This window comes from Lentzea pudingi (assembly GCF_014646255.1).
GTDB classification, from domain to species: Bacteria; Actinomycetota; Actinomycetes; order Mycobacteriales; family Pseudonocardiaceae; genus Lentzea; species Lentzea pudingi.
In genome coordinates, this window is sequence record NZ_BMNC01000004.1 from 196640 (window position 1) to 221037 (window position 24398).

Sequence of the window (24398 nt, forward strand, 5' to 3'; positions counted from 1 at the left end):
GTGCTCAGGACCGGGTCACGGTGTCGAGCAGGTTCTTCGCGACGTCACGGAGTTTCGTGTTCTCGTGCTGCGACTGCTCCACGAGCATCTCGAAGGCTTCGTCGGCGTCGCAGGAGTGCACGGCCATCAGGACGCCCTTCGCCTGGTCGATGACGGCCCGCGACACCAGGGCCTGTTCCAGGTTGGCGATGTGGTCGCTGGTGCGCTTCCAGCGGTGGGCGCTGGCGATCGTGGTCGACGCCGCCGTCGTGAAGAGCCGCATGAGCCCCTCGTCGAACGGGTCGAAGGCCGCGGCCGTGTAGCTGTAGACGTTGAGCGACCCGAGGTGCTTCTCCTCGCCGGGCTTCGAAGCCGGCAGCAGAACCGGCACCGACAGGTAGGCCCGGATGCCGTGCTCGCTCGCCGACGCCTCGAACTCCGGCCACTCGTCGAGGTGTTCACCGACAACCGCGCGCACGGCCTGCAGAGTACGTGCGGACTCCAGGCACGGACCTCGATCGGCGCTGTACTGCTTCTCGTCGACCTCGTTGAAACGGGCGTTCGTGGAGGCCGCGGTCCGCGGTTGCGCCAGATCCACCACCGACACCGTCACCGCGTCGGCGTCGGGAATCGCTCTGGCCGCGGTGTCCGCGAGTCTCTGCAGAGCGGTGTTGAGCGGCTCCTCGCCGGTGAAGGAGTCGCGGAGCACCGTCAGCGCCTCGGTGGTCTCGTCCAGGCGAGCGAGGGCGTCAGGGCGCCCGCCGTCGCTCGACCCGCTCGAGGAGCGGTCGAACGCGCGCGTTTCATCGGCCATGCCGCGGTCCTCTTCAACCGGAGGGAACTGAGTCCACGGCGCCGCTGTTTGACGTCGTCAGCGCATCGTACGGGGGCGATCAGGATGCGGTGGCGTCTGTTCGGCCGACTGGAACCGGGCCGGCGCGGGGAGCTGCGATGTTTCAACTTCCCCGCGCCGGGGCCCGGCCGGTCTGCTCGTAGGCAGGCCTACCGTGCTCACGCGCACGTGCACGGCGTTGACTCAGTACCCGTCCGGCGTCGATCTCACTCCTGAACGGATCATTCGTGACGACGGGCTGCGCGGAGTCGTGCCCTGGGGCCTGCCCGGCGGGTTCGCACAACGGGCCTGCCGCACGGCGGCGCCGTCCGCTCGCCGCTCGTCAAAGATCCTGCCCGGTCCGTTCGGGCAGGGCGTCGAGTTGCTTCCGGACGCGCTCCGCCTCCTCGGTCCTGCCTTGCTGCCGGTAGATCTCCAGCGCCTCCTGCCACACCGCACGCGCCTGGTCGTGCTGGCCGAGCGCGGCGTGCGGCGCGCCCAGTCCGGCCAGGGCCTCCGCGATCCCGTAGTCGTAGATGAGTTCTCGTTGCAGCGCCAGGGAATGCCGGTAGTGGTCGACGGCCAGCGCGTGGTCGCCGGCGAGGTGGGCGATGTAGCCGAGGCTGTCCAGCACCCCTGCCTCACCGGACGGGTCGTCGTGCTCGCGGTAGAGCTCCAGAGCGGCCAGGCAGTGCTCACGCGCCACGTCGTGCTGACCGAGCCGGGCGGCGAACCAGCCGACGCCGTTGAGCGATCCGGCCTCCCAGACCCGGTTGCCGAGCGCGCGGCAGAGCTCCAGGGAACGGACCGAGTGCTCCAAGGCGCGCGCGTCGTCTCCTTGTTGCTCGTACGCCCTGGCCAGGGCTGTGTGGGTGTGGGCCTGCGCGGTCTGGTCGTGTTGCCGCTCGGCCAGGACGAGAGCGCGCAGGAGGTGGTGGAGGGCCTGCCGGTGCCGGCCGAGGTCGGCGTTGGCGAGTCCCAGCTGGCGGTGGCCGAGCACGGTGGCGGCCACGTCGGGTCCCTGCTCGCTCGCGACCAGCCCGGTCTCCCAGGCACGGATCTGGGCGTGGTGGTGTCCGCGGAGCTGGTGGAAGGTGGACAGCGACCACGCCAGCTGCCAGACGGCGCGGCGCCACCCCAGTGCCGCGGTGGCGTGCTGGGCCGCCAGCAGACAGGCGTGCTCCGCGTCGAACCACGCCATGGCCGCCGCTGTGTCGGGCAACGGCTGAGGGGTGTGGCTCGGTCCGTCGAGCTCGATGTCCACGCGGTGCGGATACAGGAGGCGATCGGCGGCATGGGCGGTGTGCAGGTAAAAGCCGATCACCCGGCGCAGCGCCGACTCCCGCGCCTCCCCGTCCAAGGTGCGGTGCGCGACGTCCGCGGCGTAGTGGCGGATCAAGTCGTGCATCCCGTAACGGCCTTCGGCGCCCTGGCTGATGAGCGACGCCTGTTCGAGACCGCGCAGCGCGGTCCTGGCCTTGGCCTGGGACAGACCGGTCAACGCCGCGGCGCCGGGCAGGCCGATGCCCGGTCCCGGCGCGATGGCGAGCAGTCCGAGCACCTCGGCCTGCTCACCGGTCAGCGCGGTGTAGGACAACGACAGCACGGCGGGCAGGCTCGCGACGGGGTCTCCCTCGTCGAGCACGTCCAGCAGGCTTTCGCGCAACTCGGCCGTGAGCGCGGACAGCGACGTCCCGGGACAGGTGTGCACGCGTCCCGCGATGATGCTCAACGCGAGCGGGTAGCCGCCGCACAGCTCCACCAGTTCATCGGCGGCGTCGTGCTCCGCTTCGACCTGCGCGGCTCCGAGCCTCGCGACGAGCAGGTCCCGGGACGCGGTGTCGCTGAGGGCGTCGAGGACCAGGTGCCGGGCGCCGTGCCCCGTGGCCAGTCCGGGCATCCGGTTGCGGCTGGTCACCAGCACCGCGCACGACGTGCCGCCCGGCAGCAGCGGGGTGACGTGGGCGGTGTCGGCGGCGTTGTCGAGGACGAAGAGCATCCGCCTGTCCGCGACGAGGCTGCGGAACAACGCGCTCTGGGTGTGCGGGTCGGCCGGGATGCGGCCGGGCTCGATCCCGAGGGCGTCGAGGAACCCGCGTACGGCAGCGGCAGGGGACAACGCGCCGCCGTCGGGGCTGAAGCCGCGCAGGTCGACGTGCAGCTGGCCGTCGGGGAACCGATGGGCGTGCTGGTGCGCCCAGTGCAGAGCGAGCCAGGACTTGCCGATACCGCCGGAGCCGACGACGGCCATGATGGAGGAGCGGTCCAGGAGGGAGTCCAGGGCGGTCAGCTCGTCCTGACGGCCGAGGAACGGCGCGGGCGTCATCGGCAGCTGCCGGGGAGTCGCGTTCCGGGACTCGCCGGCGGGAACGTGATCGGCGGTCAGCAACTGCTGGTGCAGGTCCTGCAACGCGGCGCCGGGCTCGGTGGCGAGCTCCTCGCGCAGGCGCGCCCGGAACCTCCGGTAGAGGTCCAGCGCGTCGCTGGTGCGGCCGGCCTGCCGCAGCGCCAGCATGTGCTGACCCGTCACCCGCTCGTCCAACGGCAGCTGTGCGCCGCGTGCGGACAGCACGCCCACCAGCTGAGCACCTCTTCCGCGACGCAGCAGGGCGTCGGCCAGGTCGTGCTCGGCCTCCAGCCGCTCCTGCGACAGCCTGTCGCGTTCGGCTTCCGCCCACTCGCCGTTCACGCCGGTCAGCGGCTGGCCCTTCCACAGCGCCAGCGCCTCGTTCCACAGGCTCACCGCCTCGCCGTCCTCATCGCGCGCACGGGCGCACAGTGCGCGGAACTGCTGCAGGTCCGTCACCGGTTCGGTGTCGGCGAGCAGGGCGTAGCCGCCGGAACGGGACGCGATTCTCACACCGGTCCCCGCCTCGGCCAGCGCTCGGCGCAGCCGGGAGATGTAGCTGTGCAGGACCGTCCGTGACCGGTGCTCCGCGTCCGCTCCGGAAACCCGCACGACCAGACGGTCCACCTGCACGACTCGGCCCCAGTCGAGGGCGAGCGCGGCCAGTACGCACCGTTGCTTGGGCGTGCCCAGATCGACCGGTCGCCCGTCGACCTCGGCACCGACCTCGCCCAGCAGGCGAACCACCACTGCCACGACACCGCTCCCCGCCTCGAACCCGTTCCGTGATCATGGCAGCACGGAGCGAGACGGTGCACGAGTACGGCGGTGATCGAGCTTCTGGCGGCGAACGGCCCGCCGATGGACCCCATCGGCGGGCTGCTCGGGTCCTGGAGGTGAGCTCAGCGAATTCGGTTGATGCAGCCCGCGATGGCGACGGCGAGTGCGATCCTCGGGTTCTCGGCGATGTAGGCCGGGTCGTTTCCGGCCGCCTTCACGATCGCGTCCCGGGCGCCGTGCAGGCAGCGGGTCGCTTTGCGCAGGGACCAGACGCCGGCCTTCTTGGCGGCGTCGACGATCGATCGCCAGTTGTTCTTGACGAACTTGAGGATCTCGGACAACGGGAGTTTCCCGGGCGTGTCGATCGCGCCCTTCTCCATCTCGTTGATCTGCTTGATGCTGAGCCGGAACGCCGCCACAGCCTCGGCGTCGAGGGCTGCCACCACGTGGTCGGGTGCGTTCAACGACATGCCGTCATCGGTGATGGTGACGTAGGGCTCGAGGGCCTCGGCCGCGATCGCCACCTCCTGCGGCTTGCGCGCCTCCAGCTCCGCGACGTGGTCGAAGATGGGTTCCTTCGCCATCTGGCTGCCGGCGGTCGCGGACTCCGTCCGGCTTTCCAGGGCCGCTGTCGCCGCTCCGGTCGTCGCGGCCAGTCCGATCGTCGAGACGAGCGTGAGTGCGACGGCGGTGATCAGACCGCGACGACGGCCCATGCTGTTCCTGGACATTGTTGCTCTCCTTGGCTGGCCCTCAGTGGAAATCATTGATTCGTATCCTTTTCGCGGCAGAGGCGAGGATTCGAACAATGTGAACGTAGCGAATGTGTTCACTCCCGTCCCTGTCCCGAAGTACGGTCTTCGGTCATCTGGTCTGGGGTGATCCTGTCCGTTGGAGCAGGGTCATCACCTGGCGGCGATCCCGCAGTTCGAGTTTCATGAGGATGTTCGACACGTGGTATTTGACGGTGCGCACGGTCACTGTCAGCCGGGCCGCGATGTCCCGATTCGAATCGCCGGTGGCGACCAGGGACAGCACTTCTCGCTCACGTCTGGTCAACCCGTCGAGGTCCACTCCGGCCTCTTCCGCTGCCGCGGAATCCACGAAGCTGTCCATCACATGACTTGCGAGAGACGGCGCCAGGAACGCTTGCCGCGCTACGGCCGCCCTGACCGCCGCGATGATCTCCTCGGTGGGCCCGTCCCGGAGGGCGACGGCTCTCGCTCCGGCACGCATCAGCGGGATCAAGGCGTCGTCGTCGTCGTCCCGTCGCGTCAGGGCCACCACTCGTTTTCCGACGCCGGCCGCCTCCCGGCACCAGCGCACCGCCTTCCAGCCGGCCGCTGTGCAGTCGATGACCACGACCTCCGCGTCCGACGGCGCACACAGGTCCTGGGCGGCTGTGGTCGCGCGAACGTTCATCACGCCTGGCAGACAGCGCACCACCTCCATCAATCCGACGCGAAAAGCCGTGTGTTCCATGCTGAGCAGAACCTTCGTGGTCCGCGGACGGACGTGTGCCTCCCTGCACAGCCCGCTCGACATGGATCGTGGATGGTCCATGCAAGTTCCCCCTGCGATCTGGTGCGGCAGCTCGTCCGGGCACTCCTCGCCGGAGGTCGTCCGAACAGCTGGGGCAACCGTGCGCCACTGATCTTGCAAAGATCGTGTGGCGGTCTTGAACCCGCAGTTCAGGCCTTTCAGGTCGGGTTTCGGCGCCCCATCCGCCACTCGGTCAGGGGTGTCGTGGAACCCGGGCCGTCGCGTTCGATTTCGCTCGACGGGAACATTCGGTTGAGCCGATGTGCCGCGCCGTACGTACCCCCGGTCATGCGCCGCTTGAACGAGGAGTACGTATGACGCACCGCGTGACGGACAGACGGAAGTTCCGCCTGATCGCTTCGTTGTCGGCGGTGGCCGTGGTCGCTGCGGGCACCGCCACCGTGGCGCTGGCCGCCAAGAACGGTGATCCCGCACCGCTCGGTGCGTTCGTGCCCATCGAGCAGGTGAGCAAGAACGTCGTGGAGCCGAAGGTCGGCAAGAACGGTGCCGGTGGCGTGTTCACGGTCGACTGCGGCACGAACGAGCAGGGCAAGTTCAGTGCCGACAACCCTGTCGCACAGCCAGGTCTGAAGCACGGTGCCCAGCACGTCCACGACTTCGTGGGCAATCTGTCGATCAGCGCTGAGTCGACGGACGAGAGCCTGGTCGACTCGGAGACGACCTGCCGCAACGGCGACCGCTCGTCCTACTTCTGGCCGGTCGTGCGCATCAACCCCAAGGCCAACCCGCAGGACGTCGGGTCCACCCCGGACAAGGTCAAGGAGACGGGCCCGGGCGAGGTCGCGTGTCCCGGCGTCGCGAACCGGCTGCCAGCCGTGCCGCAGCGGGTGCGCGACGAGATCATCAGGAACCTCCAGCAACTCGCCCAGCAGCTCAGGGAAGCCAACGACCGGGTGGTGCGCGCCCAGAACCCCGCCGACCCGAACTTCGTCAACAACACCGTTCTGGGCCCGTTGCGCAGCAAGCGGGCCGCCACGCTCGACCGCATCGCGACCGCCATGAGCAGGTCCGGGCGCAAGCCGAACCTGACCTCGCTCGCCGACTGCGACCTGCGCTTCGGTCACGGTCACGGCGGCGGCGGCCACGGCAACCACTCGCCGAAGCCGCGCAAGTTCGCCGCGGAGGGCGTTCTCCAGCAGGCGGAGCAGAACGGCGCCGAGCAGAACGGCGCCGAGCAGGACGCCGCCACGCCGACGATCAAGTGCCCGTCGGTGCGCGAAGCGCTGCCGGGTGTGCCGGACCAGGCCCTGGACGAGGTGGACAACAACCTCGACCAGCTGGACAAGCAGATCGCCGAGGCCAACCAGCGCCTGGTGACCAGCAAGGGGCAGGGCGGGGCGAACTTCATCGACAACGCGATCCTCGGGCCCTTGAAGGACAAGCGGGTCGCGACCCTCGACCGGATCGCGATCGCGATCGGCCGCAACGCCGAGAAGCCGCAAGGGCTGGAACGCCTCGCGAAGTGCGGCCTCAACGAGGACGAAGGCGGCGAGAACAACAACGGCGGCAACAACAACGGCGGCAACAACAACGGCGGCAACAACAACGGCGGCAACAACAACGGCGGCAACAACAACGGCGGCAACAACAACGGCGGCACCACGACCACCGCGCCCCCTGCCACCACCGCCCCGCCGCTGGCCGCTCCCACCGGCAAGAACCTGGAGCTCGTCGGCAACAACGGCAAGATCGTCCGGCCGGCTCAGGTCAAGATCGAGTACCGCGGCAACGCGGCCAGCAAGGTCACGGGCATGCCGAAGTTCCTGAAGATGGTCGTCGGTGACGCCAAGCCCACCAGCCGCGGACCCGCCAACGCCCGCGCCACGTGGACCTGCAGCGGGTTCGAGGACCGCCTGTCCGACAAGTACGTGATCTGCCCGAACGGCAGCAAGGTCATGCGCGTGCACGACTTCGCGGGCTGCTGGGACGGCAAGAACGCCGACAGCGCCAACCACCGCGACCACGTCCGGTTCGCCGACAAGCAGACCGGCGCGTGCCCGCAGGGCTTCAAGGCCATCCCGCAGTTGCGGATCAGCATCCTCTACAACATCTCCCGCGACATCCAGCAGAAGGGCCAGTACCAGCTCGACGCGTTCCCGGAGGAGAACCACAACCCGTTCTCCGACCACAACGACTTCGCCAACGTCAACTCCGACCAGACGATGGCGAAGATCGTGAAGTGCGTCAACGACGGGCGCAAGTGCTCCTGAGCGTCGCCTGATCCACCGCGGGGTGTCTGTCCGGGCTGTGAGGCCGGGCAGGCGCCCCGTCGGCGTTGATCCGCCTGGAACACCGCCCGGACTCAGGGCTCGCTCGTCCAGGTGAGGGTCATGTCGATCCCGGATCCGACCCCGCGTCGTCCTCTCGGCGGCGGGTCCGCCCGGCGGACCAGGCAGTGGCGTCCTGGCTGTAGCGGATGAGGAACTGAGCGAACTGGGTGCGCTCGGCCGGGTCCCATGCGGCGGTGATGTCCTCGAAGGTCACACGCTGTTCGGAGGCGAAGCGCCGCCGCTCGCTCTCGCCGGCGGGAGTGAGTTCGAGGACCGTGCGCCGGCCGTCTGTCTGCGATGCGGCTCTCCGCAGCAGCCCGTCGGCGATGCAGGCGGCGATGGTGCGGCTGACGACGGGCTGGGAGACGCCCATCTCGGCGGCGATGGCACCGACGGTCACCTCGCCGGGTGCGTCCGAGACCACGTTCAGGATGAGGTTGCGGGTCAGGTCGCCACGCCCGCCCGAGGTGCGCCGGCGTAGATGCGACAGCGCGGGTCCGACCTGGTCGAAAAGAGCCTCGCCGGTCTCCGGGGGCGTTGATGAGCCGCTCATGCCGTCATCCTAAAGAGTTCCGATCATCACACACATCCATCTGAGAAGTATATCCATAGCATATGCTATAGATTGACGAGGTTCTCCACCCCAGGAACGAGGTAGATCGTGAGTGTGACCGCCATTACCGGTGCTCAGGTGTTCGACGGTGAGAAGGCGCTGGGGGTGACCACCGTGCTCGTCGACGGCGGGCGGATCACCCGCGTCGGCGGCGATGCCCCGGAAGGCGCCGAGATCGTCGACGGCAGTGGTGCCACGCTGTTGCCGGGCCTGATCGACGCCCACGTCCACACCAGCAGGGACGCGCTGGCGCTGGCGCTGCGGTTCGGTGTGACGACCGAGCTGGAGATGCAGGGCACGAACACGCGGGACAGCCGGGCCCACATCAGCGAGGACGACACCGTCGCCGACGTGCGTTCCTCCGGTTTCGCCATCACCCCTCCGGGCGGGCATCCCAGCGAGTTGTTCCCCGAGGGGTTCCGTCCCGGCCCGCCCGCTGGCGCGAGGCCGGCCGGACCGCCTCCGCTCATGCCGTTCTCGACCACGCCCGAAGAAGCCGTGGCGTTCATCCCGCAGCTGATCGAGCGGGGCTCCGACTACATCAAGTTCATGGTCGACGACGGCAGCGTCGAAGGGCACCCCGGCCTGCCCATGCTTGACCAGGCCACTTTGAACGCCGGGGTGGCCGAGGCCAAGAAGCACGGCATGCTCACCGTCGCGCACGCCCTGACGGTGGACGCGACGCGCATGGCCATCGAGGCGGGCATCGACGGCCTGGTCCACCTGTTCATGGACCAGCCCCACACCGACGAGATCATCGACCTGGTCAAGGACGCCGGGGTGTTCGTCGCTCCCTGCGTCGTCCTGAACGCCTCCATGATGGGCATCACGGGCGGTGACCTCGCCGACGACCCGCGCGTCGCCTCCCGCCTGGACGACGAGTGGGACAAGGCCCTGCGCTCCAGCTTCGGCCACTACCCCCAGGGCCGGATCGAGGACGTGCTGGCCACGGTGAAGGCCCTCGGCGACGCCGGAGTGGACCTCCTGGCCGGCACCGACGTGTCCCTTCCCCTGCCCTTCCTGGGCGGGCTCGCCCACGGTGCCAGCGTCCACCACGAACTGCGGTACCTGACCCTGGCCGGCCTCACCCCTGTCCAGGCCCTGCGCGCGGCCACCGCCACCACCGCCCGCCGCTTCGGTCTTAATGACCGCGGACATGTCGCCGAGGGCCTTCGTGCGGACCTCCTCCTCGTCGACGGCGACCCCACCACGACCATTTCCGACACCCTCAACACCCGCGCCGTCTGGCGTCGCGGGACTCGTCTGGCGATGTGATCGGGGCGCCATATGTGTGACGTCACGCATGTGCTTGCCATCCGCAGTTGATTACTGTGGGTACGTGACGAACGAGGCGCACCCGCAGGAGTCGGACGATGACCTGTTCGGGGCCGTAGGCCCTGCCTTCGCGCGATTGCGCAGGCGGACGCCACAGGTACCTGTCGACCCACCGGTCGAGCGCAAGGACATCAACCGCAACCTCGTCCTGAACGTCATCGACGAGATCGGGGGAGAGGTGAGCGTGGGCGGGGTGGCCGACGCTCTGGGAATCGACCCGTCCGTGGCCAGCCGAATGGTCTCCGACTGCATCGCCCACGGCTACCTGCTTCGCGCGCCTTCGCAGCTCGACGGCCGGAAAGCGGTGCTGCGGCTCACGGAGGCCGGTCTGGCTCTCCGCGATCGTTTCCGCTCTCAGCAGCGGCAGGCGTTCGAGTACATCACCCAGGACTGGCCGGTGGCCGAGCGCCGGGAACTCGCCCGTCTGATCATCAAGTACGCCGACGCGACCATCAGGGCGATCGAGGACTGACCTCCCTCGGCGCACAGGCTGAGACTCCTCTCAGGAATGAAGTAGACCGTCTGCAACTGCATGTAAGTTGCATATGTCTGCTGCATGCATGTGACACCGCGTGGTGTCCTGGAAGGAGTGCTGATGTGTCTCATCGATCGACGTGCGGTTCTGAGGTCCATCGGGCTCGCGGGAGTCGTCGCGGGCTCGTCAGCGCTGGTCGGCTGCTCGACCACCGGTTCCGCGGGCGGTCCATCCGGTCTGACGGCCATCACCAACGCGAAGGTCTTCGACGGTGAGCGCGTGCTCGACCTGCACACGGTGCTGATCGAGGGCTCCTCGATCGTGGGCGTCGCCGGTGAGGCTCCGAGTCGCGCTCACGTGGTCGACGCGGCGGGGGCGATGCTGTTGCCGGGGCTGATCGATGCTCACGTGCACACCTCTGTGGACGGTCTGCGCGACGCCCTGCGGTTCGGGGTGACGACCGAGTTGGAGATGCAGGGGGACTTCACCGCCGCGGGACGCAAGGCGATCGCCGGCCGCGACGATCTGGCTGACGTCCGGTCGGCCGGGTTCGGTCTGACCGCGCCGGGTGGCCACCCGAGCGAACTCGTCCCCGACGGCCCGCCGGGAGAAGGAGCGGGAGAGGAGCCCGAACTCAACTCCGGGGCGAACCCGGCCGAGTCGGAGGTCACCACACCGGATCAGGCGGTGGCCGCGGTCCGGAAGCGCGTCGACGGCGGATCCGACTACATCAAGATCATGATCGAGGACGGCCACGTGCTCGGGGCCCCGAACCTGCCCATGATGAGTGACGCGACGATCAAAGCGGCCGTGCGCGAGGCACAGCGGCTCGGCAAGCTCGCTGTCGCGCACGCACTGACGGTGCAAGCCACCGAGCAGGCTCTCGCGGCGGGCATGAACGGACTCAGCCACGTCTTCCTGGATCGTCCGCACACGCCCGAGATCATCGACAAGATCGCGCGCTCCGGCACGTTCGTCACCCCCTGCCTGTGCCTCAACGCCTCGATCATGGGCAGGACCGGAGCCGAGCTGGCGGCAGACCCCAGGGTCGGCCCCAGGCTGAGCCCCGAGTGGCTGGCGACGCTCAACGGAAGTCTCAACAAGTACCCGCAGGGGGACTTCAGCGCGGTGCTGGCCACCGCCAAAGCACTGCACGAGGCAGGTGTGGACGTCCTGGTGGGAACGGACGTCTCCGTCGCGTGGCCCGAACTCGGCGGAATGGCCCACGGTGCCAGCGTGCACCACGAGATGCAGTTGCTGGTGAAAGCCGGCCTGACTCCCATCGCGGCGCTCAAGGCGGCGACATCGGTGCCCGCTCGCCGCTTCGGCCTGCCCGACCGGGGGCGCATCTCCGCCGGGGCGCACGCGGATCTCCTGCTGGTGGACGGAGACCCGACGAAGAACATCGGCGACTCCCTGTCCATCAAGGCGGTGTGGCGCGGCGGAGTCCGCCAGGCGGCCGGGTGACGACGCGGACGGTGAACCGCTGGACGGGCATTGGCCGTTTCAGTTCCGCGTGTCGTCCAGGTTCTTGCGGTAGTTGAAGAACAGGGCGATGCCGCCGGCGATGGCGATCAGTCCGAAAGCGGCGCTGATGTAGAGGCTCAGACCGAAGGCTTGAGCGGCGATGTTGGCCGCGACGCTGACCACGAGGACCGTCGCGAGCAGGGCCTGGCTGCGGGTGGGTGAGAGGTTCATGACGAAGAAGTTAGTCGTGTTCGTCAGCGCCTTCGATACCGCAGGCTCCCAGGTGTCAGGTAGAGCAGGCTGCACCTCGGTTCTGTGCGCTGGCGCGACGAGTTCCAAGCGCAGCAGGACTTTGCTCGGTTTCGCGAGCTCGTAGCCGTCGTCAGTCCTAACCGGATCCAGGCTGGGATTGCCGCGGAGCAAGAGGTACAGCCTGCGCTACCAGTGGTCACCTACTGCCTGGGTCGTTCCGGCAGGCGGGCGAGATTACCGTCCTGCCTAGGAAATCGACGAATAGGACCTCGGGTTTTTGTGATGTCAAACCATAATGCGCAAGTTGACCGGACTTCTGGTGCGGGCGTTGCCCGGCCCGCGCCGGCGGTGCGGGTTCAGGGCCTGAGAAAGGTCTACGGCACGGAACTGCAAGCGGTGACTGCCCTTGCGGGTGTCGACGCGGTGTTCGACCGGGGCACCTTCACCGCGGTGATGGGGCCGTCCGGTTCGGGCAAGAGCACGTTGCTGCAGACCGCGGCGGGCCTGGACCAGCCGACCGGCGGCCAGGCGTGGGTCGGCGACACGGAGTTGTCGCGGCTGTCGGAGACCGATCTGACGAAGCTGCGGCGGTCGAAGATCGGGTTCGTCTTCCAGGCGTTCAACCTCATCGGAGCGTTGACGGTGCGGGAGAACATCGTGTTGCCGTTGCAACTGTCGGGGAAGCGCGCCGACGCCGCGTGGTTGCGGCAGGTCGTCGACCGGGTCGGGTTGACTGATCGGCTGGCGCACAGGCCGTCGGAGCTGTCCGGCGGTCAGCAGCAGCGGGTCGCGATCGCGCGGGCGTTGGCGACGCGCCCCGAGGTCATCTTCTGCGACGAACCGACCGGTGCGCTGGACACCCAGACCGCGGGCGAGGTGCTGAGCCTGCTGCGGTCGGTGGTGGACGAGGCGGGGCAGACGGTGATCATGGTGACGCACGACCCGGTGGCGGCGTCGTACGCGGATCGTGTGATGGTGCTGGCCGACGGCCGGATCGTGCACGACGTGCCGCAGCCGGGCGCGGAACGCATCGCGGAGCAACTGGCCTTGCTGGGCCGCCGTCAGCGCGTGACGCAGGAGCGCTGACCGATGCTGAAGCTAGCCGCGAAGATGCTGCGCCACCGCAAGGGCAGTGCGGTCGCCACCCTGCTGGCCTTGACGGCCGGGGTGGTGCTCTTGATGTCGATGGGACTCCTGGTGGAGTCCGGCCTGCGGTTCGAGGCCGCGTCGAAGCGCTACGCCGCAACGGATGTCGTCGTCGCCGATCGCGACATCACGTTCACGACGAACGGCCAGAACGTCACCGTGCCGCTGCCTGAGGGAGGCACTCTCCCGGCCTCGATGGTCGAGCGGCTCCGGCAGGTACCGGGCGTGGCCACGGTTGTGGCGGACACGTCGGTGACGGCGATCCTGGAGAACGGCGGGGCCACCGGGCACGGGTGGAGCAGCACGGTTCTCACTCCCTACCAGCTGACCAAGGGCGTCCAGCCCAAGAACGACACCGAGGTCGCGCTGGACGAACGCCTGGCCGGCTCGGTGGTGCCCGGCGACGAGGTCCCGATCCTGATGGAGGGGACGGCGCGCGTGTACCGGGTCAGCGGCCTCGTGCGCGACGCCGGTCCCCGGCCTGGCCCTGACGCGTCGCCCGCGGTGTTCTTCACCGACGAGCACGCGGCGGCCGTGCACCCGCGGCAGGGCCGGGTCGACGCCGTCGGCGTCATCGCCGAGCCAGGCGCCGACCGCGCCGCACTGGTCGCCGACGTGCGCGAGCTGGCCACAGAGGCCGGTTTCAAGGCCTACGCCGGTGCCGAGCGCGGGCAGCTGGAACAGTCCGCGGAGCTGGCGGCCAGCGACATGCTGATCCAGCTCGGCACCGTCTTCGGCGGATTCGTGGCGCTGCTGGTGATGTTCGTCGTGGCCGGGACCATCGGCCTCTCGGTCCGGCACCGGCGACGCGACCTCGCGTTGCTCCGGGCCGTCGCCGCGACTCCGGGCCAGATCGCCCGGTTGATCCTGACCGAGGTGGGGCTGCTCGGTCTGGTGTCGGTCGTGATCGGTGTGCCCTCCGGCTGGTTCGCCACTCGATGGGTGCGCGGGGAGCTGGTCGACCGCGGGTTCATCCCGGACACGTTCCCCTTCAGCAGCGGTGCGCTGACCGCGGCCGCCGTGGTGGGGGCGACAGTGGCGGTGGCGGTGGGGGCCGCGCTGATCGCCGCCCGCCGGACGGTGCTGATCCGCCCGACGGAGGCGCTCGGCGAGATCGCCGTGGAACCCGCTCGGAACAGCAAGATCCGGCTGTTCGCCGGGTTCGCCACCCTGGCCGGTGCCATCTACCTGACCACGCTCGGCACGACGCAGAAGGGGAACGCCGCCCTCGGCACCGCGCTCGGCATGCTGTCCGCGCTCATCCTCGCGGTCGCCCTGCTCGCCCCCTGGATCAACCGGGTGGCCGCCCGGCTGCTCGGCCCGGTGCTGCGCGCGGTGTGGGGCGACAGCGGCTACCTGGCCGCGGCGAACCTGCGCGCCACCGCCCAGAGCATGGTCACCGTGCTGACCGCACTGGTGCTGACCGTCGGCCTCGGTGGCTCGATCTGGTTCCTCCAGGACAACCTGCTGCGGCAGACCGTCACCCAGACCCGCGCCGGGATGCTCGCCCAGCACTCCGTGGAGTCCGCCGCCGGCCTGCCTGAGAGCGCTCTCGCAGAGATGCGCGAGATTCCCGGCGTGGTGGCCGCGACAGGAGTGCGGAACACCTCGATCATCCTCGGCGGGAGCGGGGAAAGCGGTGGTGTGCAGGCGATCGATCCGGACGGCGTCGAGCACACCATGGACCTGGAGGTTCGCAGCGGAAGCCTGGCCGACCTGCGCGGGTCCGCCATGGCGGTGTCGGCCCTGCAAGCCGATTCGAACGGCTGGCAAGTCGGCGACCAGGCCGAGGTGTGGCTCGGTGACGGCACACCGGCCGCCCTGCGCATCGTGGCGATCTACGGCCGGGGCATAGGTTTCGGCGACTTCACCGTCACCAAGGACGTCATCGCGGGCCACACCGCCTCCACCGGCTACGAGCGGATCCTCGTCCGCGCGGAACCGGGCACCGACATCACCACCGCCCTGGCCGGCGTCACCGGCCGGTACCCCGGCAGCACCGTGACGAACACGGCCGGGCACGTGGGCCGGCTCGCCGGCGACCTGGCACTCAGCGCCTGGATGAACAAGCTGCTGATGGGCATCATGATCGGTTACGCCGCCATGGCCGCCGCCAGCACCATGGTCATGGCCGCTCTCACCCGGGGCCGTGAACTGGCTTCACTGCGCATGGTCGGCGTCACCCGGAAGCAGGTGAAGAGGATGGTCCACGCGGAACAGTCCGGCCTGCTCGGCGTTTCCCTGCTCATCGGCGGAACCATCGCGGCAATCACATTGGTGTCGGTGGTGCGCACTCTCACCGGGCAGAGCGTTCCTTACGTCCCCCCGCTGGGATGGGTGTCCATCATCGGCGGCACGGCGCTGCTCGCCCTGCTCACCACCATCCTGCCCATCGCACGACTGCTCCGCGTCCCACCGATCGCCGCCATCGGCGTCAAGGAGTGACGGCCGCCGGGGACGGCGGACGTCCCCGATCCGGCCGCACGACAACCGATGGGCGTGTCCGCGCCGCCCGTCGGTTGTCGTCCGGCCGAAGCCCGGAGTGGCAACGATCGACCGCCGCAGCGCGACTCCGCTCGCCGCCGCTGACGAACCGGCGCTACCTCGGTCCGGTGCCCTCGAGGTAGCGCAGGACCGCGGTGACGCGCCGGTCGCCCCGGTCGTCGGGTGCGAGGTCGAGTTTCGCGAAGATGCTGCGGATGTGCTTGTGCACTCCGCCTCCGGTGATGACGAGCTTCTCGGCGATGGCGGTGTTGCCGAGGCCTTGGGCCATGAGCGCGAGCACGTCGCGTTCCCGTGGGCTCAGCCGGCCGAGCGCGCTGGTGTTCGGGTTGCGGGCCAGTAGCTGGGCCACCACTTCGGGGTCCACGGCGGTGCCGCCGCCGGCCACCCGGTGCAGCGCGGTCAGGAACTCGTCGACCCGCCCGACGCGTTCCTTCAGCATGTAGCCGAGCCGGCTGGCGCCGCCGCTCAGCAGTTCGGTGGCGAACGTCTGCTCCACGTACGCCGAGAGCACGAGCACCGCGAGGCCGGGCCGGCGGCGCCGCGCTTCGACGGCTGCCAGGATCCCCTCGTCGGTGTGGGTGGGAGGCATCCGCACGTCGACGATGGCGACGTCCGGCTCGTGTTCCGCCACCGCGGCCAGGAACGATCCCGGCGTATCGGTGGTGGCCACCACGTCGAGCGATTCGGCGCGCAGCAGCAGCGCCAGCCCCTCTCGCAGCAGGGGGTCGTCTTCCGCGATCACGATCCGCACGGCAGCTCCACTCGCATCGTCGTCGGCCCACCGGCTGGGCTGTCCAGGGCGAAGCGCCCGTCGTAGGCCTCGATCCGCCGGCGGATGCCGGCCAGGCCGGACCCGCCGCTCTCGTCCGCGCCGCCCCGCCCGTCGTCGTCGATCCGCAGCACCAGCCGATCGCCTCGCCTGGCCACCTGCACCGCGGCGGTCGTGGCGCTGCTGTGCTTGGTCACGTTGGAAAGGGCTTCGGCGACCACGAAGTACGCGGTGGCCTCGACGGAGGCGGCACACCGGCCCGGTACGTCCACCACCAGCTCGCAAGGCACGCCGCAGCTGCCCGCGAGGCCGGCCAGGGCGCCGGCGAGCCCGCGGTCGGCGAGCACGGGGGGCAGGATGCTGCGGGCCACGGCACGCAGTTCGGAAAGCGCTTGCTCGGCGGCGTCCTGAGCTCGGTCCAGCGCGGCGTGGGCCGCAGCGGGATCGCGGTCCACGGCCCGCCGGACGGCGCCGAGCAACACGTTCACCGTGACGAGCCGGTTCTGCGTGCCGTCGTGCAGCGACCGTTCGATGCGGCGCAGTTCGGCGGCGTGCGCGTCGAGGGCGGCGGCACGGGTGGCGGTCAGCTCGGCGATCCGCAGCGAGAGGTCAGCCCCCGGCGCAGGCACCAGCAGGTGCCGGCCCGGCCACTCCTGCACCCGCATGAGCGCCGGCCCGAACGCGACGACGAGGGCGCCGCAGAGCACGCCGGCCATCCCGACGGCCCAGGGACCCTCGACGGTCCAGAAGAAGAAGCTGGGAGCGTTGTCCTCGGGCGGCAGCAGGTGGTACCAGAACGGGTACGTCGTGTTCTGCAGCATCGTGACCGGTAGCGCGAACCCCGTGAACCCGACGGCGAAGCCGACCGTGGCGTGCAGCAGCAGCCAGGCCAGCTCGCGCCGCACAGTCCCGTCGCGCAGCGCGGCGCGCGTCTCGCGCGGCACCGGGCCGGGGGCGAGAACATCGAGCCGGGCCCGTTCCCGGTTCGCGGCCGCCCGCAGCACACGCAGGGCGGAGGGCACCAGGAGAACGCCGACACCGACACAACTGAGCAGCGCGACCACGCCGACCCAGACGAGGACGGCCATCGCGAGCAATGCCGTGCCCAGGCCACCTATCAGGCGCGCGACGGCATCGAGCGACGCCCACAGGCGCTGCCACACCGGTGTCATTCCGCCTCCCGAGCCGGGACCCTATCCGATCACAGCGATCCCACATCGGATCGAGCCGGCTTGCCCGACGCCGCCGGCCCACCAGGACGAAAGGCAGCCCTGGCTTGGTGGTGCTACCACTACCTCGGTTGTTCAGTGAGCTGGATTGTCCACTTGGGAGCAGATGAGCAGCCTGGACCCAGTCGGCCATCGCAAGACCGACGTTCGTGGAACCCAGGAGTTGTCTGCATTGTTCACATCCTCTTCCCAACGATATCGACCTTCTTCCCGTGTGGCCGCCATGACGGCGGCGGCGGTCGCGGCGGGCGGTCTCGCGTTCGCCGGTCCAGCCGCCCAGGCCGAGCCCCGCGGCGATGCGGTGCAGCAGAGCATCGACAAGCTCGTCGGTGTCGACCGGCACCCGGGAGCGCTGGCCGCTGTCCGGGACCAGCGCGGCCGGACCCGCCACTACACGGCCGGGGTCGGTGACCTGCGGACCGGCGCCGAGGTGCCGGCGAACGGCAGGGTGCGGCTCGGCAGCGCGAGCAAGATGTTCACCTCCGTGGTCGTGCTCCAGCTCGTCGGGGAGGGCAAGGTGGAGCTCGACGCGTCGGTCGAGAAGTACCTGCCGGGCCTGGTGCGGGCCAAGGGCGTGGACGCCTCCAGGATCACGGTTCGCCAGCTGCTCCAGCACAACAGCGGCCTGCCCGACTACACCAGCACGATGTTCGAGCCCTTGGGGGACTTCTTCCCGTACCGGCACGCCTACCTCGAACCGCGTGAGCTGCTCGACCTGGCGAACGCCCGGGAGGACGGCGGGCCCGCCGGCGGCGGTTGGTCCTACAGCAACACGAACTACGTCCTGGCCGGGCTGATCGCCCAGCGGGTCACCGGCCGCCCGTTCAACGAACTGGTGACCACCAGGGTCATCGAGCGGATCGGTCTGCGCGACACGTACGCACCCGAGGCCGGCGAACAGGACATCCGCGGCCGGCACCCCAAGGGCTACCAGCGCATCATCGCGACCCGCGAGCTGGTCGACTTCACGCGGATGGACCCGAGCTGGGGCTGGGCGGCCGGCCAGCTGGTCTCCACGCCCGCCGACCTCAACACGTTCGTGCGCGCGCTGCTGGACGGCAAGTTGCTCGAACCGGCCCAGCTGGCCCAGATGCGCACCACCATCCCGACGGACCGGGAGTCGGGCCGGGGCTACGGACTCGGCATCTTCAGCATGCCGTTGAGCTGTGGGAAGGTCGCATGGGGCCACGGCGGCGACATCCCGGGCTACTCGACCCTCAACGCCGCCACCGACGACGGTCGCGCAACGACTCTCGTCGTCACCTCGCTCACCGGTTCGGTGAACGACAAGTCCGTCCCCGCGGACCGGGCCGCTCTCGTCGACGCCACGCTGTGCGCGAAGTGAACGCCGGTCGGAGGGACGGCTCCTGAGTCCAGGAAGTCGCGTAGTACCAAGGGCTCTGGCGTGGTGCGTTGTCGCATCTCGCCAGAGCTCTTTCGCGCTGTGCGTTGCTCCGGTGCGGATCCGGCCGGTCGGCGACCGACCGGAGGTAGTGCTGGCTGTACCGGACTTGTGCAGTACGTGGGATCGCGAATGCGCCGGGACGATCGCGAAACTGTGCGTGTCAGTCACAACAGTCCAATTCGGAGAGTGTGCTTTGCCGAAAGATGAGAGTCCTACGACTGAAAACAGCCCGGCCCGCGTGCGCCGGCGTCGTGGTGTGTTCGCCGCGGCAGTAGCGGCGGCAGCGGTGGCCGGTCTCGCGGCGACCTCGATGGCGTCGGCGGGTGCGTTCGAGACCGGTTCGCGGCCGGCTCACGACAAGACGCTGCAGGCGGGCCTCGACGCGCTGGTCAAGCCCGGCGGGGTAGCGGACGGACTCCTGCCAGGGGCGCTGATGTCGGTGCGGAACCCCGACGGGCGCGTGACGAACTACACCGCCGGTGTCGGTGACATCCGGACGAAGTCGAAGGTGCCGACCGACGGTTACGTGCGGATCGCCAGCAACACCAAGATGTTCGTCTCGGTGGCCGTGCTGCAACTGGCCGGCGACGGCAAGCTCGCGCTGGACGACACGGTGGAGAAGCACCTTCCCGGTGTGGTGCGGGGTACCGGTGCCGGTGCGGCGATCGACGGCCGGAACATGACGATCAGGCAGCTGCTGAACCACACCAGCGGCATGACCCGCGCGATGCCCCTCATGCCCAACGGGATCCTGCCGATCAAGGACAGGTACTTCGAGGCCAGGGAGCTGCTGGACGCCGCGCTGGCCGAGGCACCCACGTTCGCTCCCGGTCAGGACCGGGTGTGGGAGTACAGCAACGCCGGGTACGTCCTGCTCGGCCTGGTGACGCAGAAGGTCGCGGGACGTCCGCTCGCCGAGGTGATCACGGACCAGATCATCAACCGGATCGGGCTGAAGGAGACGTACTACCCGGGACCGGGCGACCGCGACATCCGTTCGCCGCACCCGCGGGGTTACCTGACGGCCACGGACGCCGAGGGCAAGCCGATCCCCGGCAAGCTGACCGACATCACCCGGTTCGACCCGTCGATCGCCGGCGCCGCCGGGCAGATGATCGCCACTCCCAGCGACGTGAACAAGTTCCTCGTCGCTCTGCAGGCGGGGCAGCTGCTCAAGCCCCAGCAACTGGCGGAGATGCGCAAGACCATCACGGCACCCGGCTTCCCCGAGTCGTGGACCTACGGTCTGGGGGTCATCGGGATGAAGCTCAGCTGCGGGGTCATGGCGTACGGCCACGGCGGCGACGCCGACGGTTTCCAGAGTCGCACCGCGATCACCACTGACGGCCGGGCGGTCACCCTCGCCGTGACGAACGACGAGGCGGGCCGCGGCGAGGTTCTCGCCTTCTTCGACAAGGCCCTGTGCGCCACGAAGTAGCAGTCGTTCTCGAGGACGCTCACCGGCCGGCGCGATGGGGGAATCATCGCACCGGCCGGTGGGTTCGTCGAACGACCCACCGGGGCGCGGCGCCGGTTCAGGGAACGAGCACGATCTTGCCGAAGGCGGCACCGGACTCGAGCCTGTCATGCGCGTGCGCCGCGGCTGCGAGAGGGAACGCTTCGTCGATCGGACTGGCGACGGTGCCGCCGGCGACGAGCTCCAGAAGCTTCTCCATGCGTGCGCGGAGTTCCGCACGGCTGATCGAGGAGAGGCTGAGCATGAGCAGGGCCGGGGATGCCGTGAACCTGCCGAGCAGGGTCGAGCCGAAGTCCGGCGTGGGGAAACCCGCGACTCCTCCGCACAGCACGTACCGGCCGTTCGGAGCCAGCTTCTCCAGGAAGCGGTCGAACTCCGGGCCGCCGACCGGGTCGATGATGACGTCGTAGTCCTCGTACGCCCGGGCATCGGCAAAACGATTGACCACAGTGGACGCACCCAGCGCCGCCAGCCGTTCACCACGAAGTGCGGTGCTGGTCACTGCCGTCACGGCGGCCCCGAGGTGGATGCCCAGCAGGGTCGCCATGAGCCCGACCCCACCACCGGCACCACGAACCAGGGTCTTGTCTGCTTCGCGCACCTGGGCACGTTCGAGCGACGTCAGAGCGGTCAACGCGTTGAACCCGAGCGCCACCGCTTCCGCCGCACCGACCTGGTCGGGAAGAGCGACGACAGCCTCGACTTCTGCCGTGACCAGTTCGGCATAGCCACCACCTGTCCGGTCCAGCATCGCGTAGACGCGTCGGCCGACCCACGCGTCGTCGACGTCCTCACCGGTCCCGACGACGACACCGGCCACCTCGATGCCCGGCACGAAACCGGGGGAGGAGGAACCACCGAACTCACCTCGGCGGGACATGACGTCGACGTGTCCCACACCGGCCGCCTTGACTTCGACCAGCACCTCTCCCGGTCGCGGCCGAGGATCGGGGAGGTCGGCGAGGACAAGGTTTTCCGCGCCTCCGAACGCCTTCAGAACAACAGCCTTCATGATCGGTGTTTCTCCTCGGTGGGGGCTGCGTCCGAGTGGATCGCCCTTTCACTGTATGAGGCTCAAATCGGCACATGCCATGCGTAAATGCGCCTTATTCATACGCGATTGTGCCTACAGTCAAGGACATGGACGTGTTCAGCGATGTGATCGGCAGCATCCGGGCAGGGCGTCCGTCGTTCTGTCGCACTTCCGGCAGCGGCGCTTGGGGACGGAGCTTCGACGACTTCACCGGCGCCGGCTTCCACGTGCTGCTCCGTGGTTCGTGCTGGCTCCTGTTGCCCGGCCGGACGCCGTTGGCGCTCAGCCCGGGCGACGTCGTGCTCCTGCCGCACGGCACTCGGCACGGGTTGAGCGAGCGACCGGATCGGCCACTGGCCGATCTGCCGAAGGAGGCGAAACTCCCCTCGGGAGCCGATTTGCGAGCGGAAGTGCCGATCGACCCCGCGGAGGCGCACGCGGACATGGTGTGCGGCGCTTACGAGTTGCGGCTCCGGCCGCTGCACCCGTTCCTGCGGGCGCTGCCGGACGTCGTCCACGTGCCTGCGCGGGCGGGCCGGCACCCGGCGCTACGCGCGGCGGTCGACCTGTTGGCCGCCGATGTGGTGGACGCACTCCCCGGTGCTGACGCGGCGGTGCCCGCGCTCATCGACCTGGTGGTGATCTACACGCTCCGCGCGTGGTCGCAGGAGGAGTCCGAGCGCACAGCCAGCACCGGCTGGTGGGCCGCGCTGGCCGATCCCGCGATCGCCGAGGCGCTTCAGCACATGCACCGCGAACCAGGTCGCAAGTGGACGGTGCTGGAACTCGGTGAGGCAGTCGGCCTTTCCCGAACCGCGTTCACCCGGAGGTTCACCTCCATGATCGGTCAGCCCCCGCTGGTCTACCTGACGAACTGGAGGCTGGGCAGGGCAGCCCAACTGCTGCGGGAGACCGATGATCCCCTCGCCCTCATCGCGCGTCAGGTCGGCTACCGGTCCGAGTTCGCCTTCGCCAACGCCTTTCGCAGAGCGTTCGGCGTGCCACCGGGGCGGTTCCGGCGCGCTGAGCTACCGGTCGGGTAAGTCCTCCACTTGCGGCAGCACCAGCACTTCTACCGGCGAGGGCGTCTCACAGCGTGCCGACTCGGGATTGCGGTGCCCGGTCGGCCGGTGCGGCACCGGTGAGGGTGAGGCTGCCGGGGATCGCCGCGAAGGCCGCGAGCGTGTCGGTGGCGAGGTGCTCGGCGGTGGGGTCCTGTGGCCGGTCTGCCCAGGTCTCCAGCGCGCGGTGGAACGCGGCGACGAGGATGTCCAGCGCGAGGCGGGGACGCAGGTCGTGCGGGTCGAGCCCGAACCTGCGGTGCAGGACGTCGAGGGCGGCGCGGACGGTGACGCCGCAGAAGTACCGGCAATGCGCCTCGATCGCCGGAGTCCTGCCGGCCAGCCGTGTGCAGGACAGCAGCCGATGTGCCCACTCGCCGGTGTCCATGGTCCGCATCGCGGCGAGCACGGCCTCTTGCAGCACCTGCAGGATCGAGCACTCCGCAGCCACCGGGCGGGATTCCAGCTCGTTGATGAACGCTCTCCACATGTCCTCGTACGGCGCCATCGCCACTTCTTCCTTGCTGGCGAAGGTGCGGAAGAACGTGCGCTTGGACACCTCCACCCGATCGCACAGCTCGTCCAGCGTCACGCCGTCGAAATCTCGTTGGGTGAACAGGCGCAGCGCGGTGTCGATGAGCGCTTCGCGTGTGCGCTGCTTCTTGCGCTCCCGCAGCGTCGGCCGCAGGACGGAAGACGGCGCGGAGTCGGTGGCCATGCGGCGATCTTACCTCGGTGTCATACGCCACTTGAAAGCAAACGCCACTCAGTGGCAAACTGCCGGGGACGATCACCAATCTGGGAGGCACCCATGCAGGCCCTGCTCCTCGACCGCTCCGCACCCGGCAACCTCCGGCTCGGCTCGGTTCCCGACCCGGAGCCGGCCGCCGACGAGGCCGTGATCCGCGTGATCGCCAGCTCCGTCAACCCCGGCGACCTGCACCTGGATGCCGCTCCGGAGGGCAGCGTGCCCGGTTACGAGGCCGGCGGGGTGGTCGTGCGGGCGGCTGCGGACGGCTCGGGGCCGGCTGTCGGCACACCGGCGGTGACGCTCGGCTTCGCCGGCGGGTGGGCCGAGCTCCGCGCGGTCCGGACCGGTTGGATCGGCGTCGCTCCGGCCGGCGCCGACCTCGCCGCCGTCAGCACGGTTCCGGTGGCCGGCACCAGTGCACTGCGCGCGTTGCACAGGCTCGGCCCGATTCTCGGCCGCCGGGTTCTCGTGACCGGCGCCACCGGTGCGGTGGGCCGGTACGCCGTGCAACTGTCGCGGCTCGGCGGCGCGTACGTCGTGGCCTCCACCGGCGACCCGGACGCCAACGGTGACCGGCTGCGGGCACTGGGCGCGGACGAGGTGGTCCGCGGGCCGGGAGACCTCGACGAACCAGTGGCGGGCGTCATCGACGTGGTCGGTGGTGAACACATGGTGCGGGCGTACGAGAAGCTGGCTGAAGACGGCGTTCTGGTGTCGGTCGGCCACATGAGTGGCAACGGGGAGCACTTCCCCGCCTTGGCCTTCTCCGGTCACGACGGCCGGAACAACCGCAGCATCGCCTCCTTCTTCCTGGGCGCCCACGCCGAACTGTCCGCGGACCTGTCCTGGCTGGCCGCGCGGGTCGCGGACGGCACGCTGAACCCAGGCATCTCCCGGCGCGAGGACTGGAAGAACGCGGGCGCGGCCGTTCAGGCTCTCGCCGAAGGCCGTGACCGCGGCAAGCTGATCCTCGACATCGGCCAGCACGCTCAGGACACCGCCCGCACGTCCTAGCCGCGCGGATGCCGCCCTTGGCGCCGTTTTAACGCTCGTCTCAGGTCCGCTCGGTATGAACTGGGCATCGCCCCGCGCCGGACGCGATTGGATCG

Annotated in this window: 20 protein-coding genes; 10 read left to right on the forward strand and 10 right to left on the reverse strand. The window is 69.5% G+C overall.

Annotation, left to right across the window (positions count from 1 at the left end):
• Positions 1 to 4: 4 nt before the first annotated feature.
• From IEY88_RS16395 to IEY88_RS16410, 4 genes are all read right to left on the reverse strand, one after another.
• Complete coding sequence (locus IEY88_RS16395; protein ID WP_189155621.1) at positions 5 to 793, reverse strand: GAF and ANTAR domain-containing protein; 789 nt, start codon at positions 791 to 793, stop codon at positions 5 to 7.
• Between the two features lie 361 nt (positions 794 to 1154).
• Positions 1155 to 3914, reverse strand: a complete 2760-nt coding sequence (locus tag IEY88_RS16400) for an AfsR/SARP family transcriptional regulator (RefSeq protein ID WP_189155622.1) — start codon at positions 3912 to 3914, stop codon at positions 1155 to 1157.
• Between the two features lie 146 nt (positions 3915 to 4060).
• Positions 4061 to 4669, reverse strand: coding sequence for a hypothetical protein (locus IEY88_RS16405; RefSeq protein WP_189155623.1), 609 nt, complete (start codon positions 4667 to 4669; stop codon positions 4061 to 4063).
• A gap of 133 nt (positions 4670 to 4802) precedes the next feature.
• Positions 4803 to 5420 carry a response regulator transcription factor gene (locus IEY88_RS16410; protein ID WP_189155624.1) on the reverse strand — a complete coding sequence of 206 codons (618 nt, stop codon included), beginning with the start codon at positions 5418 to 5420 and terminating at the stop codon, positions 4803 to 4805.
• A gap of 386 nt (positions 5421 to 5806) precedes the next feature.
• Here IEY88_RS16410 and IEY88_RS16415 point away from each other — a divergent pair, with 386 nt between their 5' ends.
• Positions 5807 to 7711, forward strand: coding sequence for a DUF1996 domain-containing protein (locus IEY88_RS16415; protein WP_229693443.1), 1905 nt, complete (start codon positions 5807 to 5809; stop codon positions 7709 to 7711).
• Positions 7712 to 7829: 118 nt separating this feature from the next.
• On the opposite strand, the gene IEY88_RS16420 is transcribed toward IEY88_RS16415, so the two are convergent.
• Positions 7830 to 8324, reverse strand: a complete 495-nt coding sequence (locus IEY88_RS16420; protein WP_189155626.1) for a MarR family winged helix-turn-helix transcriptional regulator — start codon at positions 8322 to 8324, stop codon at positions 7830 to 7832.
• A gap of 108 nt (positions 8325 to 8432) precedes the next feature.
• Here IEY88_RS16420 and IEY88_RS16425 point away from each other — a divergent pair, with 108 nt between their 5' ends.
• The 3 genes from IEY88_RS16425 to IEY88_RS16435 all read left to right on the forward strand — a co-directional run bounded on the left by IEY88_RS16425 (position 8433) and on the right by IEY88_RS16435 (position 11661).
• The gene (locus IEY88_RS16425; protein ID WP_189155627.1) at positions 8433 to 9659 is read left to right on the forward strand and encodes an amidohydrolase family protein; all 1227 of its coding nucleotides are present in this window, start codon (positions 8433 to 8435) and stop codon (positions 9657 to 9659) included.
• A 64-nt stretch (positions 9660 to 9723) separates the two neighbouring features.
• Positions 9724 to 10191 carry a MarR family winged helix-turn-helix transcriptional regulator gene (locus IEY88_RS16430; protein WP_229693444.1) on the forward strand — a complete coding sequence of 156 codons (468 nt, stop codon included), beginning with the start codon at positions 9724 to 9726 and terminating at the stop codon, positions 10189 to 10191.
• Between the two features lie 123 nt (positions 10192 to 10314).
• On the forward strand, positions 10315 to 11661 hold the full coding sequence (locus IEY88_RS16435; RefSeq protein ID WP_189155629.1) for an amidohydrolase family protein: 1347 nt from the start codon (positions 10315 to 10317) through the stop codon (positions 11659 to 11661).
• 39 nt (positions 11662 to 11700) lie between these two features.
• Here the strand turns inward: IEY88_RS16435 and IEY88_RS16440 are convergent, their stop codons facing one another.
• Positions 11701 to 12084, reverse strand: a complete 384-nt coding sequence (locus IEY88_RS16440; protein WP_189155630.1) for a hypothetical protein — start codon at positions 12082 to 12084, stop codon at positions 11701 to 11703.
• Between the two features lie 111 nt (positions 12085 to 12195).
• On the opposite strand from IEY88_RS16440, the gene IEY88_RS16445 reads away from it, so the two are divergent.
• Together IEY88_RS16445 and IEY88_RS16450 are read left to right on the forward strand one after the other, a co-directional pair.
• The gene (locus IEY88_RS16445) at positions 12196 to 12999 is read left to right on the forward strand and encodes an ABC transporter ATP-binding protein (protein WP_189155631.1); all 804 of its coding nucleotides are present in this window, start codon (positions 12196 to 12198) and stop codon (positions 12997 to 12999) included.
• A 3-nt stretch (positions 13000 to 13002) separates the two neighbouring features.
• Positions 13003 to 15504: an ABC transporter permease gene (locus IEY88_RS16450; RefSeq protein ID WP_189155632.1), complete on the forward strand. Its 2502-nt coding sequence runs from the start codon at positions 13003 to 13005 to the stop codon at positions 15502 to 15504.
• Positions 15505 to 15658: 154 nt separating this feature from the next.
• On the opposite strand, the gene IEY88_RS16455 is transcribed toward IEY88_RS16450, so the two are convergent.
• On the reverse strand, positions 15659 to 16315 hold the full coding sequence (locus IEY88_RS16455) for a response regulator (protein WP_189155633.1): 657 nt from the start codon (positions 16313 to 16315) through the stop codon (positions 15659 to 15661).
• Positions 16303 to 17505: a sensor histidine kinase gene (locus tag IEY88_RS16460; protein WP_189155634.1), complete on the reverse strand. Its 1203-nt coding sequence runs from the start codon at positions 17503 to 17505 to the stop codon at positions 16303 to 16305. Before IEY88_RS16460 ends, IEY88_RS16455 begins: the two co-directional genes overlap by 13 nt.
• 280 nt (positions 17506 to 17785) lie before the next feature.
• On the opposite strand from IEY88_RS16460, the gene IEY88_RS16465 reads away from it, so the two are divergent.
• Together IEY88_RS16465 and IEY88_RS16470 are read left to right on the forward strand one after the other, a co-directional pair.
• On the forward strand, positions 17786 to 18907 hold the full coding sequence (locus IEY88_RS16465; RefSeq protein ID WP_189156046.1) for a serine hydrolase domain-containing protein: 1122 nt from the start codon (positions 17786 to 17788) through the stop codon (positions 18905 to 18907).
• Positions 18908 to 19205: 298 nt separating this feature from the next.
• Positions 19206 to 20405, forward strand: a complete 1200-nt coding sequence (locus IEY88_RS16470; protein ID WP_229693445.1) for a serine hydrolase domain-containing protein — start codon at positions 19206 to 19208, stop codon at positions 20403 to 20405.
• A 97-nt stretch (positions 20406 to 20502) separates the two neighbouring features.
• Here the strand turns inward: IEY88_RS16470 and IEY88_RS16475 are convergent, their stop codons facing one another.
• Positions 20503 to 21456 carry a quinone oxidoreductase family protein gene (locus IEY88_RS16475; protein WP_189155635.1) on the reverse strand — a complete coding sequence of 318 codons (954 nt, stop codon included), beginning with the start codon at positions 21454 to 21456 and terminating at the stop codon, positions 20503 to 20505.
• Positions 21457 to 21584: 128 nt separating this feature from the next.
• Here IEY88_RS16475 and IEY88_RS16480 point away from each other — a divergent pair, with 128 nt between their 5' ends.
• On the forward strand, positions 21585 to 22520 hold the full coding sequence (locus IEY88_RS16480) for an AraC family transcriptional regulator (RefSeq protein WP_189155636.1): 936 nt from the start codon (positions 21585 to 21587) through the stop codon (positions 22518 to 22520).
• Between the two features lie 46 nt (positions 22521 to 22566).
• Here the strand turns inward: IEY88_RS16480 and IEY88_RS16485 are convergent, their stop codons facing one another.
• Positions 22567 to 23256: a TetR/AcrR family transcriptional regulator gene (locus IEY88_RS16485; protein WP_189155637.1), complete on the reverse strand. Its 690-nt coding sequence runs from the start codon at positions 23254 to 23256 to the stop codon at positions 22567 to 22569.
• Between the two features lie 93 nt (positions 23257 to 23349).
• Here IEY88_RS16485 and IEY88_RS16490 point away from each other — a divergent pair, with 93 nt between their 5' ends.
• Entirely contained in the window at positions 23350 to 24303 is a 954-nt protein-coding gene (locus IEY88_RS16490; protein WP_189155638.1) for a zinc-binding dehydrogenase, read from the forward strand.
• The last annotated feature ends 95 nt before the right edge of the window (positions 24304 to 24398 follow it).